At 62.4% G+C, this 16,496-nt stretch carries 13 protein-coding genes; 1 reads left to right on the top strand and 12 read right to left on the bottom strand.

All coding sequences use genetic code 11. From position 1 onward, the window contains the following. Positions 1 to 4: 4 nt before the first annotated feature. The 9 genes from D3880_RS14490 to D3880_RS14530 form a co-directional block, all read right to left on the bottom strand. Complete coding sequence (locus tag D3880_RS14490; protein WP_119894149.1) at positions 5 to 1,087, bottom strand: WD40/YVTN/BNR-like repeat-containing protein; 1,083 nt, start codon at positions 1,085 to 1,087, stop codon at positions 5 to 7. Between the two features lie 178 nt (positions 1,088 to 1,265). After that, entirely contained in the window at positions 1,266 to 2,636 is a 1,371-nt protein-coding gene (locus D3880_RS14495; RefSeq protein WP_119894150.1) for a DUF1329 domain-containing protein, read from the bottom strand. A gap of 69 nt (positions 2,637 to 2,705) precedes the next feature. Beyond that, positions 2,706 to 4,748, bottom strand: a complete 2,043-nt coding sequence (locus D3880_RS14500; RefSeq protein WP_119894151.1) for a DUF1302 domain-containing protein — start codon at positions 4,746 to 4,748, stop codon at positions 2,706 to 2,708. Between the two features lie 764 nt (positions 4,749 to 5,512). After that, complete coding sequence (gene pepN / locus D3880_RS14505) at positions 5,513 to 8,170, bottom strand: aminopeptidase N (RefSeq protein ID WP_119894152.1); 2,658 nt, start codon at positions 8,168 to 8,170, stop codon at positions 5,513 to 5,515. Between the two features lie 39 nt (positions 8,171 to 8,209). Next, on the bottom strand, positions 8,210 to 9,037 hold the full coding sequence (locus tag D3880_RS14510) for a DUF2797 domain-containing protein (RefSeq protein WP_119894153.1): 828 nt from the start codon (positions 9,035 to 9,037) through the stop codon (positions 8,210 to 8,212). After that, positions 9,037 to 9,297, bottom strand: a complete 261-nt coding sequence (locus D3880_RS14515; protein WP_119894154.1) for a YeaC family protein — start codon at positions 9,295 to 9,297, stop codon at positions 9,037 to 9,039. The genes D3880_RS14510 and D3880_RS14515 overlap by 1 nt, the downstream gene beginning before the upstream one ends. Positions 9,298 to 9,371: 74 nt before the next feature. Further along, positions 9,372 to 10,232 carry a rhomboid family intramembrane serine protease gene (locus D3880_RS14520; RefSeq protein WP_119894155.1) on the bottom strand — a complete coding sequence of 287 codons (861 nt, stop codon included), beginning with the start codon at positions 10,230 to 10,232 and terminating at the stop codon, positions 9,372 to 9,374. Beyond that, positions 10,229 to 11,203, bottom strand: coding sequence for a metallophosphoesterase (locus D3880_RS14525; RefSeq protein ID WP_119894156.1), 975 nt, complete (start codon positions 11,201 to 11,203; stop codon positions 10,229 to 10,231). Before D3880_RS14525 ends, D3880_RS14520 begins: the two co-directional genes overlap by 4 nt. Next, a complete protein-coding gene (locus D3880_RS14530; protein ID WP_119894157.1) occupies positions 11,203 to 12,093 on the bottom strand; it encodes an NAD(+) kinase in 891 nt (296 codons plus the stop codon). The genes D3880_RS14525 and D3880_RS14530 overlap by 1 nt, the downstream gene beginning before the upstream one ends. A 97-nt stretch (positions 12,094 to 12,190) precedes the next feature. Here D3880_RS14530 and D3880_RS14535 point away from each other — a divergent pair, with 97 nt between their 5' ends. Then, positions 12,191 to 13,141, top strand: a complete 951-nt coding sequence (locus tag D3880_RS14535; protein ID WP_119895747.1) for a DUF1853 family protein — start codon at positions 12,191 to 12,193, stop codon at positions 13,139 to 13,141. Positions 13,142 to 13,187: 46 nt separating this feature from the next. Here D3880_RS14535 and D3880_RS14540 read toward each other — a convergent pair whose 3' ends face one another. The 3 genes from D3880_RS14540 to D3880_RS14550 all read right to left on the bottom strand — a co-directional run bounded on the left by D3880_RS14540 (position 13,188) and on the right by D3880_RS14550 (position 16,481). Continuing rightward, positions 13,188 to 14,144, bottom strand: a complete 957-nt coding sequence (locus D3880_RS14540) for a 1-aminocyclopropane-1-carboxylate deaminase/D-cysteine desulfhydrase (protein ID WP_119894158.1) — start codon at positions 14,142 to 14,144, stop codon at positions 13,188 to 13,190. Positions 14,145 to 14,473: 329 nt separating this feature from the next. Continuing rightward, positions 14,474 to 15,841 carry a chromosome partitioning protein ParA gene (locus D3880_RS14545; protein WP_119894159.1) on the bottom strand — a complete coding sequence of 456 codons (1,368 nt, stop codon included), beginning with the start codon at positions 15,839 to 15,841 and terminating at the stop codon, positions 14,474 to 14,476. Between the two features lie 214 nt (positions 15,842 to 16,055). Further along, a complete protein-coding gene (locus D3880_RS14550; RefSeq protein WP_119894160.1) occupies positions 16,056 to 16,481 on the bottom strand; it encodes a nuclear transport factor 2 family protein in 426 nt (141 codons plus the stop codon). Positions 16,482 to 16,496 lie beyond the last annotated feature (15 nt).

Raw genomic sequence — 16,496 nt, forward strand, 5'->3', positions numbered from 1 at the left:
TTTATTATTGTTGGCCTAGCTCGGCGCCAGTCGGCGAGGCAACTTGCACCCCCGCCTGCCCCACCAGGATCAGATTCCCATTGTCGCCGGCCGTCACGGCCGACAGGGACAACCGGTCGGCTCGATTGACCAGGCCAAAGCTGCGGCCATCGTCGGTGCTTTTCAGCACGCTGCCGCCATGCCCGACCAGAACGATGCTGCCGTCTTTCAACAGGCTGCCGCCGGACAGACCGAATTCCAGGGCACCGCTTGCAGCGGTCAACGCGATCTGCTGCCAGGTGCTGCCGAAGTCGGTGGAACGGTACAGATTGCCACGCAAGCCGAAGGCCAGCACGGTGTTTGCCTGGCTGGTGCCCAGTACCCCAAACAGCGAACCCTCGTAAGGCCCCTTCAGGGTTTCCCAGGTCTGCCCGCCATCGCTGGAACGGAACATGCTGCCCGCTTCGCCGACGATGAACAGGCCACTGCCCTTGATGTTGGCGATGGCATTCAGATGATAGCCGTCTGGGTTGTCCAGACGGTCGGAAACGTCTTCCCAATGCTGACCGCCGTCGGTGGTGGCGTACAACGCACCATAGGAACCGACGACGAAACCGTTGTTTTCATCGGTGAACATAACGTCGAGGAAGGGGGCACCCTCTTCGCGTTCGATATCGACGAATTGCTGGGTCCAGGTGGCGCCGCCATCCTGGGTGGCGAGGATCTGCGCATCATGACCGACAGCCCAGCCTTTCTTGTCATCGACAAAATTGACCGCCGTCAGCATCTGCCGAGTCGGCACCTTGGCTTGGGACCAGGTCTTGCCGTCATCGTCGGAGTACAGGATATGACCACGGTCGCCTACGGCCACCAGGCGTTTGCCCGCGTGGGTGACCCCAAGCAGCAAGCTGTTTACCGCCCTGGGCGATTCGATGGCAAAGGTAGCAGTGGAATCCGTGCTTTGGGCATGCACTGGAGCGGCTGCAAAAGTCAGAACGGACAACACACTACACAGCGTAAGCACTTTAGCCAGCGGCGAGTGGAAGCGGAGCGCCGGTACATCAGAAGCATGACCGATCCGGGTGCGCCACATGACGGGCTCACTCATATACCTTTCCCCCTTATTGTTATGGGCATCTGTCTCATAGAGGACCGCCTATCCTAGCCAGCTTTCGAAAGGCCTGACAACGTAGCTGACGTTATGTTTTGTTACGCAAGGCACCGGCAAGCATGGCAACACAAAAAGGCCGCTATGAATAGCGGCCTGCTTGTGGGGCGAACGAGGCCTAGCGAGTGCCGCGACGACGCAGCGCGGCCGGCTTGAAGTAGCCGTCATCCGGAATCGCCTGACTGAAGTCGATGGTGTTCGGCTCTTCGTTGTCGAGGTTCTGCACGTAGTAGCGACGCGATTGCAGATCGTGGAACACATCCAGCGCGGACCAGATGGTCGGCAGCTCGTAGTAGTTCTTCAGGTAGGCAAGCGACACACGCCACAGCTCGCCACGACCGTCGTACTGGTCGATCGCCGCGACTTGCCAGCTGTCCTCGTCCAGGTACATGGTGCGCTTGGAGTAAATGTGGCGAGCGTCCGACTTCAGCGTGCCCTCCACCACCCAGACGCGGTGCAGTTCGTTGCGGGTGAACGCCGGATTCAGGTGCCCGACCTTCAGCAGGTCCTTGTACTTCACCTCGGCACTGGAAACCTTGTAGTTATTGTAAGGAATGTAGATTTCCTTCTTGCCGACCAGTTTCCAGTCGTAGCGATCCGGCGCACCGTTGTACATGTCGGTGTCGTCGGCGGTACGCAGACCGTCGGCGGCGGCGATCGGCGTGTCATAGGCCAGGTTCGGCGCACGACGCACGCGGCGCTGGCCGGCGTTGTAACCCCAGGCCTGACGCGGCTCCTTGACCTGATCCATGGTCTCATGCAGCAGCGTCGCACCGCCGGCCAGACGGGCCGGGCTCTTGGTGAAGGACAGGTAGTAGAACATGATGTTGTTCAGGTCAGCGAAGCTGCCCTTCGGCAGGTAGTACTTGAACAGCGCTTCCTGCTGCGAGGTCACCAGGCTGAAATCGCCGTTGCGCTGCACCGCCACCTCGGAGGCACGGCGAACGATATAGGTACCGCGATAACGGGCGATGTGGTTCCACACCACTTCGACGCCGTTCTGCGGAATCGGGAACGGAATGCCGCCATAGGCATCGGCGAAACCGTTGCCGCCATCTAGCAGCTTGGCGCTGGTGGCATTCTTGAGGGTGTTGTCATACACCCACTGCGGCGCCGAACCCGAACGACGGCTCTGGTACACCGGCATCTGATAGCTGTCCGGATAGGCCTCGAACAGGGCGATCTGACCCGCCGTCAGGTTGGCCTTGTACTGATTCAGGTTGGCCTTGGTGATAGTGAACAGCGGCTTGTCGCCGGCGAACGGATCCGGGTGGTGCTGACCCGGGGTCTTGTATTCGGCTGGGGCCTTGGTGATACCACCGGTCCATTCGGGGATGGTACCGGCCGCGTTAGCCGCCTTTTCCGCGCCGAAGGGGGTCAGGCTAGCGCCCAGCTTGGCCGCTTCCGCCGACGAAACCGCCGCCAGCGCGTTACCTGCAGTCAGTGCCAGCGCAATCGCCGCACCAACCAGCGTGTGCTTTTTCAGCATTGTATTTCTCCGTGAGGATTCATCGACCAGGCGCCCGTGGCGCCCGGCATTTTTCTAATAGTTATGGACTTAGAAGGAGTACTTGACGTTGACCCCGACGTTGTCGCGGTCACGCGCACCGTTGTTCTCGCCGGCGCCGTAGAACTCGGTGTATTGCAGTTCGGCCTCGAGGCTGTTCAGGTAGCTGGCCTTCACACCCAGGGTGTAAGCCTTGCGGCCTTCGATGAAGTTGCCGAGCTGGTAGGAGTTGCCCGAGAAGTCGTCCTTGTAGACGGCATAGGGAGACAGGTTCACGCCGGCAAACACGTCGTTCCAGGTACCAGACAGCACCAGGGTATAGCCATAGGCGTTCTTGTTGACCTGATCGTTGCGATTGTTGCGATCGGCATTACCCACATAGGAGTTGTTACCGCGCCCGGAGTAGTAGCGGTTGGTGCCATCGAACGCGGTGTACTGCAGGCTGCTGCCACGCAGATGCTCCGAGGCTAGCTCCGCCACACCGAACAGCGAATCGAAGCTCAGCCCCGGACCAAAGTTATAAATGGTGCCCAGCGAGGTGTTGAACATCTCGACGCGTTCGAAGTTATGAATCTCATCGCCCAGCCGAACATTCTGGCCACCGATGTTGACCACGCGACGCGAGGCCAGGGCCGGGGCCTGCTGCAGCAGGTCGCCCAGCAGGTCGTTGGTGGTGGCGATACCGATCGGCATGTTCGGACGATAAGCCAGCTCGCCGAATAGCGAAGCATTGCCTACGGTGGTGTTGAAGCTGAAGCCGTACATGCGGATGTCTTCGACATATTCGCGCTGAGCCTCTACCTGGTTGGCCACGTCCATGGTTGCTAAGCCACCGGCCGCAGTTGTCGCCGCCGAGGTCAATGCGTTGGAATAGGCCGCAGCCAGCCGCGGGTTCAGCTGCGGGTTGGCAATGACCGCCTGCAACTGCGCCAAGGGGATACCTGCCTGGGTGGCAACGGCCCGCTGAACTTGCGGAGCAATTGCAGTGGCTGCCTGGGCGGCGATTTGCGCCAGGTTCAACCCGGCATAATCACCCAGGTTCGCCGCGATGGTCGGCTCCTTCGCGTGATAGTTCACGAAGTAGACGCCGAACTCGGTCGAGTTGAGCTCTTCTGCGATGTACTTGAAGTTCACGCCGAACTGGCCGTCGTTCTTGGCGTTGATATCCTGACCGACGGAGGCAACCTTGATGTTGCCGTTGGCATCGACATTACGACCGCCCTGCAAGCCCCCCACATTGAACGCACTCAAACCCGGGTAGAGCGCGCCCACCGGAATCAAGGCACGCTGGGTCGAGTAGGCAGTATTGCCTCCATCAGCGAACAGGTCGGTTTCGGAGAAGTAAGTACCCACCGGGTCGACTGCAGTTTCTTTCCAGTTCCACTGGTAGAAGGCTTCCATCGACAGGCTGTCGGTGAGACCGATGTTGGTGCTGAACGCCTCCACCGGCACCAGCACTTCTTTCAGCTCGGAGCCCGGCAGGCGGAACTTGGCGGCGTCGATCGGGTTGGTGGTGTTGATGCCACCGCGATAGAACAGGCCTTCACCCCAGTTGAACACCTGATTGCCGACCCGCGCGGTCACCGGCATTTCGGCGACGTCCCAGTTGCCATACAGGTAGGCGTCGAGGATTTGCGCGTCGCGACCGGCCTTGTGACGGGTCTCGTGAGTGAAGCTGTCGTCGTTCGGCGAGTTCTGGCTCGGCTGCACCGGGTTGTTGTTGTCCAGGTAATCGTTGCGCTTGTCCATGATCTGGGTGTCATAGAACGCAGTACCACGGACGAACATGCCGTAATTCTGATAGGTCGCCTCCAGGTCGGAAGTGATCTTGTAGACCTCGGAAACCAGGCCGGTATCGAAGTTGCGATTACCGTCGTTGGTGTTGATGTCGTCGTTGTTCTTGTCTTGCCCCTGAACGCGCCACAACTGGCCGTAGGACACAGTAGTGTCGATCGAACCACTGACTTCGTTATCGGCGAAACTGAATTCCACGGCCTGTGCCTGGGCGGCAACCAGCAGCGGCAAGAGACCAGCCAGGGCAAAGCCGGCCTTGGACGGTGCGAAACGCATAGGACTACGGGACTTGAATTCCATCGAGGCTTTACTCCGCGGACAGATCATTCTTCTTATTGCTAGCCCGATCACGGACTTGCAGTGCAGCCGCACTTGATGGCGGCCTCTCGTTGATCGAAAGAAAACTCCCCCGACACGCTAAACGCGTACCCCTTGGCGCTATGACTGCACCATTACGGGGCCAAATCGGCGCATTTCATTGCAACCCAAATGCCAAATTGCCACTTCTTCGACAAAAATTAGGCGCCACAAAATCGGCCATTGCGGCCATTTAGTGACTGATCATCCACTGACCAAATATTTAGCAAGCCCCCTATCGATTGCGTGCTTTGTCCTACAGGTTGGCGCGAATTGTCACCCCACGACACACCAGAGAGTTACCCGCACTCACAGATTGAGCAGGCAGTCAAACGCCAAAGCCCTAACCTAATGACGGGAAAGAATTTTCAGAGAAGTTTTAATTTCTGCAGGTAACAAAAAAGTGTTACCGACATGGATCGGTAACACTTTTTTGAGAGCGCTAACCCGCCTTAGAACCTATTTACGATCTCGCGAGCTAGAGCCAGACAAGGCGCAACGACCAACGGAAGTAACAGCCGAAGGCTGGCCCGAAGGGCGAGCGGAGCGAGTCAAATGGCCGAGGGAGCGGAGTTTACGAGCTGTAAATGAGCATGACTCGTTTCACTCGCCCTTCGGGTCGCGCTGAAGCGCGTTAGCGGCAAGCCGCTTTCCGAGGCCATTTTTAACGCCGCATGGCCGACGCGCAGCAGATCGTAAACAGGTTCTTAGGCGAGGCTCTTGCTCACCACCTCATAGACGTCGCTGGACAGCTCGCCAGACGCGAGAATCCGCTCTAGCTCAGCCTTCATCAGCGCCTGACGAGCGCTGTCGTATTTGCGCCAGCGGGTCAGCGGCGCCAGCTGGCGCGCGGCGATCTGCGGGTTGAGGGCGTTGAGGGTGATGACCATATCCGCCAGGAAGCGGTAGCCGGAGCCGTCGGCGCTATGGAAGTTGACCAGGTTCTGCCCGGCGAAGGCGCCGATCAAGGCGCGCACCTTGTTGGGGTTCTTCAGGGTGAAGGCCGGATGCTCCATCAGCTCCCGCACGCGCTGCAGGCCACCCGGCAACGCGCTGGCGGCCTGCACGCTGAACCACTGATCCATCACCAACGGGTTGCCCTTGAAGTGCTCGGCGAACACCGCCAGCGCCTTGGCCCTCTCCTGCTCATGCGCCGAGTTGACCAGCACCGCCAGGGCCGCCAGACGCTCGGTCATGTTGTCGCAGCTGTCGTACTGCTCCAGGCAGGCTGCCAATACTTCCGGGCGAGCCGTCAACAGCAGGTAGGACAAGGCGATGTTCTGCAGACTGCGCCGCGCGAAATGGCCGGCTTCAGCGACATAGGCACTCTGCCGCGACACTTCGCGATTGGCCTGGTAACGCTGCCACAGCGGCTGGAACAACGACTCGGCCAATTGCTGGCGGGCGAATTCGCGGGCGGTGTGAATAGCCTCGACATCGGCCACCTCGCTGATCTCGGTGAGATAGGCCTCACTCGGCAGCGACAGCATCTCGGCGACCATCGCCTGATCGAGCGACGGATTCTCCAGCACCGTACGCAGGGCCACGACCAGACGCTGATCGAGCACCAGCGCTGCGCCGCGCTGATGCTGGCCGATCAACTCCTGCAACACCTGCACGGCCAGCTGCTGGCCCGCCTCCCAACGGTTGAAGCCGTCGGAATCGTGCTGCATGAGGAACATCAGCTGGTCGCGGTCATAGGCGAAGTTCAGCTTGACCGGCGCCGACAGCCCGCGCAGCAGCGACGGCAGCGGTTTTTCCGCCACATCGACGAAGGTGAAGACCTGCTCGGCCTCGGTGACCGACAGCACCCGAGTGGTGCCCTGTGCCGCCGGCTCGCCGGCCAGACGCAGTGGCAGATCCGCGCCCTGCCCGTTCAGCAAGCCCAGTTCGACCGGAATCACGAACGGCAGCTTCTCGCTCTGCCCCGGGGTGGCCGGGCAGCTCTGGCGGAAAGTCAGGCTATAGCTCTGGTTCGCCGCATCGTAGCTTTCGCTGACCGCCAGCCGCGGCGTGCCACCCTGGCTGTACCAGCGCTTGAACTGGGTCAGCTCGACGCCATTGGCGTCTTCCATGGCCTTGACGAAATCGTCACAGGTCACCGCCTGGCCGTCATGGCGCTGGAAGTACAGGTCGGTGCCCTTGCGGAAGCCCTCGGCGCCGAGCAGGGTGTGGATCATCCGCACCACTTCCGAGCCCTTCTCGTAGACGGTCAGGGTGTAGAAGTTGGAGATTTCGATGAACGAGTCCGGGCGCACCGGGTGGGCCATGGGCCCCGCATCCTCGGCGAACTGGTTGGTGCGCAGGAAGGCCACGTCCTCGATGCGCTTGACCGTGCGCGAGTTCATGTCGGCGCTGAATTCGGCGTCGCGGAACACGGTGAAGCCTTCCTTCAGCGACAGCTGGAACCAGTCGCGACAGGTCACGCGGTTGCCCGACCAGTTATGGAAGTATTCGTGCGCGACCACGCCCTCGACCCGCTGGTGCGCGGCATCGGTGGCGGTTTCCGCACGGGCCAGCACGCAGCTGGAGTTGAAGATGTTGAGGCCCTTGTTCTCCATGGCGCCCATGTTGAAGTCGTTGACCGCGACGATCATGAAGATGTCCAGGTCGTACTCGCGGCCGTAGACCTCCTCGTCCCAGCGCATGGACTTCTTCAGGCTGTCCATGGCGTGCTGGCACTTGTCGATGTTTTCCGGCTCGACGTAGATGCGCAGCGTCACCTCACGCTGGCTCATGGTGGTGAAGCTGTCCTCCACGCACCAGAGGTCACCGGCGACCAAGGCGAACAGGTAGGCCGGCTTCATGAACGGGTCTTCCCAAGTCGCCCAGTGCCGGCCGTTGTCGTCCGGACCGCTGGCGATCAGGTTGCCGTTGGACAGCAGCACCGGGTACTTGTGCTGCTCGCCGCTCAGGGTAGTGGTGAACTTGCTCATCACGTCCGGGCGGTCGAGGTAGTAGGTAATCTTGCGGAAGCCCTCGGCCTCGCACTGGGTGCAGAACATGCTGCCGGACTTGTACAGGCCTTCCAGTGCGGTGTTGCTTTCCGGGTGGATGCGCACTGAGCTATCGACCACGAAGCTGACTGCCTTGGGCTGCAGGGTCAGCTGGCTGTCGCTCAGCTGATAGTCGGCAGCCGTCAGTTCGACGCCATCCAGCGCCAGCGCCAGCAGCTCCAGTTGCTGGCCGTCGAGCACCAGCGGCGGCAAGCCGGCGCCGCGCGCGGGGTTGCGGCGCATCACCAGTTGCGCATGCACCAGGGTGTGATCCTCGAACAACTCGAAGGTCAGATGCGTCTCGTCGATCAGGTACTCGGGCGCCTGATAGTCCTTCAGGTAAATCATCTTCGGTTGTTCGTTGCGCATGGCTTGTGGCCCTTCTACGGATGCGGCACGGCGAGCTGGTCAGTGGTGGATGGCGAGCTGGTAGGCCGTGTACTTGCGGATATTGATGACGCCGGTATCGAACAGCAGATACTGGCCCTTGATGCCGAGCAGTGTGCCCTCGACAAGCGGGTCCTTGTCTAGATTGAAGCTGGTGAGCTTGGCCGGATAGGCCTCGACCGGGTAGCGGATCTCCACCGGCTGCTGGTCGGACAGCGGCTGGATCGCCTGCAAACCGAAACGCTGCTGCAGTTCGCGCAGGCCGTCGGCACAGTGGTCGAACAGCTGCTCGCGGATGGCCACCAGGTCGACCGGCGCGGCATCGCCCTTGAGCAACGCGCGCCAGTTGGTGCGGTCGGGCACCTGGCTGCGCAGCAGGTCCTCGACCAGACCGGACTGCTGACGGGTCGCCACGCGCAGGATCGGCAGCGCCTGACTGGCGCCCTGGTCCAGCCAACGGGTGGGAATCTGGGTGGCGCGGGTGATGCCGACTTTGATTCCCGAGGAGTTGGCCAGATAGACCACATGATCGGTCATGCAGAACCGCTCGCCCCAGGCCGGCTCGCGGCAGGTGCCCTGGTCGTAGTGGCACTTCTCCGGGCTCATGATGCAGATATCGCACTGCGCCAACTTGGTCATGCACGGGTAGCAGTAGCCCTGACTGAAGCTCTTGTTGGTCTTGCGCCCGCAATGCGTGCAATGGATGGCGCCGAGGTATTCGAGGCGGATGCTTTGGCCGATCAGCGGATTGACCGGCAGCTCCTCGTCGCCCAAGCGGAAGGCGTACTGCACGGGCGCTTCCAGGCGCGCCGCCATCTTGCTCAGCGCGCCGCGTGCCAGCTCGGCCATCAGTGCACGGCATCCGACTTGAACAGGATATTGGCGATCGGCGCGGCCTTCGAGCTGCACTCCTGCGGCCCCATGTAGCCGATGCGCTGGTCTTCCGGCAGGTTCCGCAGCTCCCAGGCGATCAACGCCTGCAGCGACAGCTCCTTCTGCTCCCGGCTCAGCTTGCGGCCATCGGCCCACTTGCCGATCTCCACCGCCAGCTTGAGGCTCGCGTAGATCTCGGGAGTGATGTTGTTGATCATTTCAGCAAAGGACGACATTCGAGCCTCCAAAAACAAAGCGGCATTTTACAAGCTGGGGGGAAAGCTCGCGAGCGCAGCGGCAGACAGCCGGACTACCGGCGCAGCCGGGCCAGCCCACCGCCCAGCAGCCCGGTCAAGCAACCAATGACCAAGCCGCCAACATGCGCACCGTTGGCAATGGCACCGAAGCCGAGGGCACCGATGAGGCCCGACAGGCACACCAGCAGCCAGATCAGCATCATCACCACCACCCCTTTGGGCAGGCGATAGGCCGAACTGGGCGCCAGCCACTGGAAAACCCAACAATGGCCGAGCAACCCGTAGAGCACCCCGGACAGCCCGCCGAACAACGAGGGCCCGGTGACCGCGTACTGCACGCCGTTGGATATCAGGCTGAACAGCAGGGTCAGACCGAGCAGCATCAGGCCACCCTGACGCGCTTCGATGCGCCGCCCCAGCTCCCAGTACCACAGCGCGTTCATGGCTAGATGCAGCACGCCGAAGTGGATCAGCATCGGCGTCACCAGTCGCCACCACTGCCCCGCCGCCAAGCTGTCGACCAGCGGCGTGAAGTGCACGTACTCGCCCTGGATGCGGAAGTCCTGGAAGCTCAGCCAGCGGATCGCCTCGAAGTTCGAGCCGAGCATAGTCACGGCCGCCACCAGCAAGGTCAGCAGCAGCAAGGCGCTGGTCAATGGACTATGGCGCAACTGCTGGACAAACCCGGGACGCGCCTGCGGCTGCTCCACGCTCAACTGGAAATGCGGATCGCCTTCGGGAAAGCGCGCATACAGACTGCGCACCTCCTCGGCCAGACGCTGGTCCGGCACCCAAAGCACCTGTTCGCCACGTTCCTCGCTGACCCGATGCGGCACATTGAGGCGATGCAGCAGGCTGATGAAACCACTTAGATTGACCTGCGCCGGCAGGCGCAGCACTTCCACGACACTCATTGCAACGCCTCCGGGCGCTCGACTTCGACCCAGGCGAATTTGCGCGGATCGATACGGGTTTCCTGATCCAGGCGATAAGCCACCAACTTGCCGTACAGCACTGCGCTGTAATCCAGACAGGCCAGGTTGGGGCGAATCGGCGCGGGCCGGCCGCTGCGCCAGTAATGGCCGACGAACAGCATCGGCTCCTTGGCGCCATAGCGCAGCAGCATGCTCTTTTCCGACTCACTTAGCGGCATGCGCGCCACCTCATCGGGCAAGGCGTCGGGTTGGAAGACGATGTCGCCATAGGTCTGCGGGTCCTCCTCCCAGAACTTGGTGCGGAAGAAGGCGCGGGTGATACCGTCGTCGCCGGTCAGGGTTTGGCCGTCCGGCAAGCGCATGTCGGTACCGCGCAACAGGCGATTGAACACCCGCGAGGCGAAACTGCCCGGCAGCGCCGAGCCCTGCAGGAACGCCTCGTCGATGCGGCCGTCCGGATAGGCGCCGCGCAACGAGTCGATCAGCTCGGCATCCCAGCAGGCATGCACGAGGCGGAAACGCCCGGCATCGAGGAACATCGGCAAGCGGTAGAACCAGGTCAGGAAGGCCTGCCAGTCGCCCGGATGCTCCTCGAACTGCTCCAGGGTCTGGCGGATCATGCGCGCATGCCGCGGCGTGTGCTCACGGACGAATTGCCGGCCGCTGCCCGGTGGTGCCGGCGTGCTCCAGCCCAAGGCATTGAATTCATGGTTACCCATGATGCACAGCGCCTGTCCGGCCTCGACCATGGCATGCACGATGTGCAACGCCTCGCGGATACGCGGGCCGCGGTCGACGATATCGCCAAGAAACAGCGCCATACGTTGCGGATGACGCCAGACGCCACTCTGCTGCCGATAGCCAAGGGCCTCGAGCAGACGCACCAGCGCCTGCGCGCAGCCATGCACGTCGCCGATGAGGTCGTAGCCCCGGGCCGGATCGACGAGCATTAGTCGCCTCCGTTACCCAGACGGCTGCCCCAGCCCAGCTTGGTCCGACAGACTTCGTAGTAGTTGTGATCCAACGGATGGATCAGGCTGAGTTTCTGCGCCTTCTTGTTGACCGTGATGGTGTCGCCCGGCGCACAGGTGAAGTGGTTTTGGCCGTCACAGGACACCAGCGGGTAGATTTGCATGTCCTTGGCCACCACGATTTTCAGCTCGCTGTTGCCATCCACCACAATCGGCCGGCTGGACAGGGTGTGCGGGTACATCGGCACGACGACGATGGCGTCCAGTTTGGGATGCATGATCGGCCCGCCGGCGGACAGCGAATAAGCGGTGGAACCGGTCGGCGTCGCCACGATCAGGCCGTCGGCCTTCTGGCTGCAGACGAACTGGCCGTCGATGAACAGCTCGAACTCGATCATCTTGGTCGACTTGCCCGGGTGCAGCACCACATCGTTGAGCGCATCGCCCTGGCCAATCGCCTCGCCATGGCGACGTACTTCGGCTTCGAGGAGGAAGCGACTCTCAACCAGGTACTGGCCATCGAGCACCTCGGCGACCTTCACTTCCAACTCGTCCGGTAAAATATCGGTGAGAAAACCCAGGCTGCCGCGGTTGATCCCCAATACCGGTACCTTGTGCCGGGCCAGTGCACGCGCGGCGCCGAGCAGGCTGCCATCACCGCCGACGACTATCACCAGATCGCAAACCTCGCCGAGATTGCGCCGCGAGGATGTCTGCAGGCCATGGCCCGGCAGAACCTCGGCGATGGTGTCCTCGAGGATCACATGCAGATGCCGCTCGAGCAGGAACTTCTTCAGGCGGCGGATGGTATCCAGGGCCTGGGAGCTGCCCAGGCGACCAATGATGCCGATATTGCGAAATTGCTCCATATGGCTCCTGCACAGCTCTAGGATGGAGAGAATGGGCGGATTATGGGCGAAAGCCGACAACAGCGGCAAACCAGAGTCCAGACGCTATGCTCGCAGCATGAATGCCTTCGCCTCGCTTGCCGATTTACCCCGCCAGTTGCGTCAGCCACACGTGCGCGACCTCGCCTGGGTGCTGCTCGCCCCGCCGCTGCTCGACAGCAGCCCCTGGCCACAACGCCACCCGCTCAGCGCCAGCGTCTGGGCGCAGGCCCCCGGCCTGCTGGGCGACTGGCTGCTGCGGCTCGATAGCGACAGCCAGGCCCTAGATGACTGGCTGGCTCAGCACCCGATTCGTCGCCTGGGGCTGTACTACGAACGCCTCTGGCAATTCGCCCTGCTAGCCGCGCCGGACATCCAGCTGCTGACCACCAACCTGCCGATCCGCCAGGCTGATGGTCACACCCTGGGCGAGCTGGACTTGCTGCTGCGCGATGCCGAGGGTGTGCATCATCTGGAACTGGCGATCAAGCTCTACCTGGGCCCGCAGCACGGCGATGGCCGCGATCCGGCCCACTGGCTCGGCCCCGGCAGCCATGATCGCCTGGATCTCAAGATCGATCATCTCAAGCGCCATCAACTGCCGCTCTCCTCGCATCCGCAGGCACGGGTGGCCCTGGCCGAGTTCGAGCTGAGCGAGGTCAAGGCCGAGCTATGGATGGCCGGCTACCTGTTCTTCCCCTGGCCCGGCACTTGCCAAGCGCCGCGCAATATCAATCCGCGGCATTTGCACGGCCGCTGGCTGCATCGCCGCGACTGGCCGGCGTTCCACGCCAGCGAGGGCCGCGGCCAGTGGCAGCCGCTCGCCCGCCATGCCTGGCTGGCCCCGGCCCAGGCAGCTCCGGAGGATCTCTGGGACAACCCGCGCCTCGACGAATGGCTGCTGAACCTGGCCCCGAAAGCCCCGGCGCAACTGTTGGTGCGTTTCGTCGAGACAGCCAAAGGCGATTGGCAGGAAGGCGAGCGGCTGTTTCTGGTCGGCGATGACTGGCCGCAGCGGCTGGCAGACTAGTAGCTACGCTCGACCCGCCCGCCCGAACGCGTCAGATAGCCGCGGATCAGGACAGCGAATCTCGGCCGCTTAGCTCCAGCAGGCGCGCCAGCAACGCTCTTCGTCCCTGCAGGCCGCCGGTGTGCACGAAGAGCAGGCGCGTGCCGGAGGGGAAATACCCGGCCTCGACACAATGACGCAGCGCCATCAAGGCCTTGGCGGTATACACCGGCTCTAGCGGCAGCCCGCACTCCGCCTCGAGGTCGAGGATGAAGTCAGCCAACTCGCGGTCGACCTTGGCGAACCCGCCGCGACTGGCATCGAACAGTTGATAGCCTGCATCGGCGTTACCGGCCTGCGCCAACAGCACCCCTACCAGCTCGGCCACACCATGATCGTCTGGCACTGCCATGGCGCCATACACCGGATGCACAGCCGCCTCTGCCAGCACCAAACCAGCCAAGGTGGTGCCAGTACCCGCGGCCAGCCACCAGCCGTGATAGTCAGTCCAGCCCAGCGCCGGCAGTTGCTCACGCACCATGTCCAGCAGCAATCCACAGCCCCGAGCGCCCGGCAAACCACCGCCACCTTCCGGCACCGGCTGCAGCTCTGGGTAGCGCTCGCGCCAGGGCTTCCAGAAATCGGCGTGGTGACGGGCGCGATAACCGCCATAGCCGAGCCAATGCAACTGCATGCCGAATTCGTGCAGATCTGCCACGGTCGGCGTGCCCTGGGGTTCGCCGCGCAGCAGGCCAACGGTGGCGAAGCCGAAACGCTTGCCCGCTGCGGCCAGCGCGTGCAGATGGTTGGAGTGCGGGCCGCCCAGGCTGATCAAACCCTGCGCGCCTAGCGAGGCGGCCTGCTGTAGGTACGGCGCGAGCTTGAACCATTTGTTACCGGCGATCAGTGGATCGATCAGATCGAGACGCAACACCGCGACCTCGACCCCGGCGCGCGCCAGCCAATCGAGGCGCAACGGCTCGAGCGGCGCGTGGGGCGCCCAGTGGGGAACGACGACAGGCAAGTCCAGTGTCCTGAGGTGGGGATTCGCTTAAGTATGGGGCCACAAGCGCTGCTGGTAGGCCACACGCTGTGTCGAGCCATCGCCGACTACAGCAGAGCAATGGCAGCGCTGTATGGCAGCAAAAGACTGCCACCAAAATTATGCCGCCAACCTCTGACTCAGGACACTAGTGTCCTGAGTCAGAGGTTGGTTTAAGAGCTGGCGAGTGGATTTTGTTGTCAGGCAAGGCGCCGCGATGAGTCGTAGCAGGGCTATGGCGAAGAGCGGCAACGCCGCATGGCCGCAAAAAACGCCGCCAGAATTAAACAGCTAACTTCTGATTCAGGACACTAGCTGACGGTGCGCAGACGGCTGGCGGTCTTGTGCCGCGCGCAGCAGTTGGAGTCACCGGCAACGAAACGGCTCGGCGCGTCCACCCGTTCGATCGGCAGGGCGCAGCGCTCGCCGCTGGGCAATGTCGCCTCGCAGCTCGGTTGCTGGTAATGGGTGAGCCACTGGCGGTATTGCGTCTCAGAAACGAAGCACTTGGCCGAGACATAAGCCATGGGGTTGTCCTGATAGCGGGCGACGTCCTGCAGCGGGATGGTCAGGTGCCCGGCGCCCGGGTGATAGACCACGAACACCACGCCCAATTTGGCCAGGCGCTCGAGCACCTGATCGCCGCCCTGACTGGCAAACTCGTCGCGTTCACGCCTGAGTCGGCCGACTTCCTGCTGCAACTGGCTATCCAGCTCGCTGCGATAGGCCAGTTCGACATCGCGGATGGCGATTTGCTCTTTGTACCCGGCGACTGCGGCGACCACTTTGGCTTGCAACTCGCCATCGAACTGGGCGCGCAGGATATCCGCCTCGGTGCGGCTGTGCTGCTCCAGGGCACGCAGTTGCTGAGTCATTTCCTCGCGACTGGTCTGGAAGCTTTGCGCTTGCGCGCTCAGCTGCGCCTTGAGGCTGGCGTTCAGCTGCTCCTGCTGGCGCAAGGCCTGCTGCAAAGCCTGGATCTCGGCCTGCTGTGCCTGGCCCTGCTCTTCGCCGGCCAGTTTGAACTTGGCCAGCGCTTCTTCATGCTGCTGGGCGAGGCTGCTGATGCGCAGGCGCTGCTGCCTGATCAGTTGTGCGGTTTTCAGACGGTGTTCCTGATCCACCTTGGCCGCCAGCTTGTCCGCCTCCTCGCTGGAAGGATTTGGCGCATACCACTTGTCCTCGGAGACCACTTGCAGGCGTTCGGGCGCCACTGCCGGCCGACTCTCGTCCTCTACCAGCAGGCCGAGCTGATTGCGCTTGACCGTGTTGCGCAGCAGCACCAAATCGTTCTGGCCCGGCGCCAGGCTGGGGTCCCACAGGTGCATCTGATGCCAGGACACCGGGCACTGACTGCGGCAGGCCAGACGAATCGGTCCGGCGCCCATGTCCGGGCCGCGCCCGGAGCGCTCAGCCAGGTGACGCAAGGGAATGTTCCAGCCGCTGTCAGGGCAGCCTTTCTCGTCGAAATCCAGATAGAAGAACACCGCCGCCCGCACCAGCAGGCGCGGGTTGATCAGCACGAAAGCGGCGCGCATTTGCTGATCGGCGAATTCGGGCATGTTGACGATACCGTCGAGCAGGGCTTCGAACTCGGGAAAGAGCATTTCCTTACAGATGCCGCGCTCATTGAAGAACATCACGGCTTCAACCATTTGCGGCTTTTTCTGCATGCTCATCGAATTCTCCCTGGGCCCGCACGGTGATGGTTCGCTCGCACGGTGGCGTTACTGCCAAGCGAATAACCCCCGTCAGATTGGGGGCTATTCCGTGGTTGGGCCAAGTCTAGGGGAAAATGTGGCGCCGGCAATGTGACTGGGTTGGCAGTCGCCCGCCGTTGCGAGCGGGCAGACCGGCGGCGGGACGAAATTGTGACCGGCTTGGTGCAACCACTCAGGCTTTGGCAAGGTACGGCGCCAGGCGCCGGCCCATCTCCTCGCTGAGCGCCTGCAGGCCGCTCATGGAGCGAATCATCACTTCGAACTCGACGACCTTGCCGTCCTCGTTGAAGCGGATCATGTCGATCCCTTTGAGCTCGCGGTCGCCGACCCTGGCGCTGAACTCCAGCACCACATTGAGACCATCGGCACTCGCCAGCTCGCGGTGATAGACGAAGTCCTCGAAGACCTTGCTCACCGTGCTGAGGATCAGCGCCACCACAGGCGCACCGACATAGGGTTTGAACGCCGCCGGTGAGCGGAATACCGCCTGCGGCTCGAGCAACTCAGGCAGCGCTCGCAGATCATTACTGACAATCATGGCGTGCCATTGGGCCAGGGCTTGCACCACGGCCGGCTTCACAGCGAGTGCTGCTGACATGTTCGACTCCTCTCG

The organism is Pseudomonas cavernae, assembly GCF_003595175.1.
Lineage (GTDB): Bacteria > Pseudomonadota > Gammaproteobacteria > Pseudomonadales > Pseudomonadaceae > Aquipseudomonas > Aquipseudomonas cavernae.

What these genes read in the sequence shown, in the direction of transcription:
- D3880_RS14490 (WP_119894149.1), bottom strand. Translation starts at nt 1,087, where the DNA reads ATGAGTGAGCCCGTCATGTGGCGCACCCGGATCGGTCATGCTTCTGAT.
- D3880_RS14495 (WP_119894150.1), bottom strand. Translation starts at nt 2,636, where the DNA reads ATGCTGAAAAAGCACACGCTGGTTGGTGCGGCGATTGCGCTGGCACTG.
- D3880_RS14500 (WP_119894151.1), bottom strand. Translation starts at nt 4,748, where the DNA reads ATGGAATTCAAGTCCCGTAGTCCTATGCGTTTCGCACCGTCCAAGGCC.
- pepN (WP_119894152.1), bottom strand. Translation starts at nt 8,170, where the DNA reads ATGCGCAACGAACAACCGAAGATGATTTACCTGAAGGACTATCAGGCG.
- D3880_RS14510 (WP_119894153.1), bottom strand. Translation starts at nt 9,037, where the DNA reads ATGGCCGAGCTGGCACGCGGCGCGCTGAGCAAGATGGCGGCGCGCCTG.
- D3880_RS14515 (WP_119894154.1), bottom strand. Translation starts at nt 9,297, where the DNA reads ATGTCGTCCTTTGCTGAAATGATCAACAACATCACTCCCGAGATCTAC.
- D3880_RS14520 (WP_119894155.1), bottom strand. Translation starts at nt 10,232, where the DNA reads ATGAGTGTCGTGGAAGTGCTGCGCCTGCCGGCGCAGGTCAATCTAAGT.
- D3880_RS14525 (WP_119894156.1), bottom strand. Translation starts at nt 11,203, where the DNA reads ATGCTCGTCGATCCGGCCCGGGGCTACGACCTCATCGGCGACGTGCAT.
- D3880_RS14530 (WP_119894157.1), bottom strand. Translation starts at nt 12,093, where the DNA reads ATGGAGCAATTTCGCAATATCGGCATCATTGGTCGCCTGGGCAGCTCC.
- D3880_RS14535 (WP_119895747.1), top strand. Translation starts at nt 12,191, where the DNA reads ATGAATGCCTTCGCCTCGCTTGCCGATTTACCCCGCCAGTTGCGTCAG.
- D3880_RS14545 (WP_119894159.1), bottom strand. Translation starts at nt 15,841, where the DNA reads ATGAGCATGCAGAAAAAGCCGCAAATGGTTGAAGCCGTGATGTTCTTC.
- D3880_RS14550 (WP_119894160.1), bottom strand. Translation starts at nt 16,481, where the DNA reads ATGTCAGCAGCACTCGCTGTGAAGCCGGCCGTGGTGCAAGCCCTGGCC.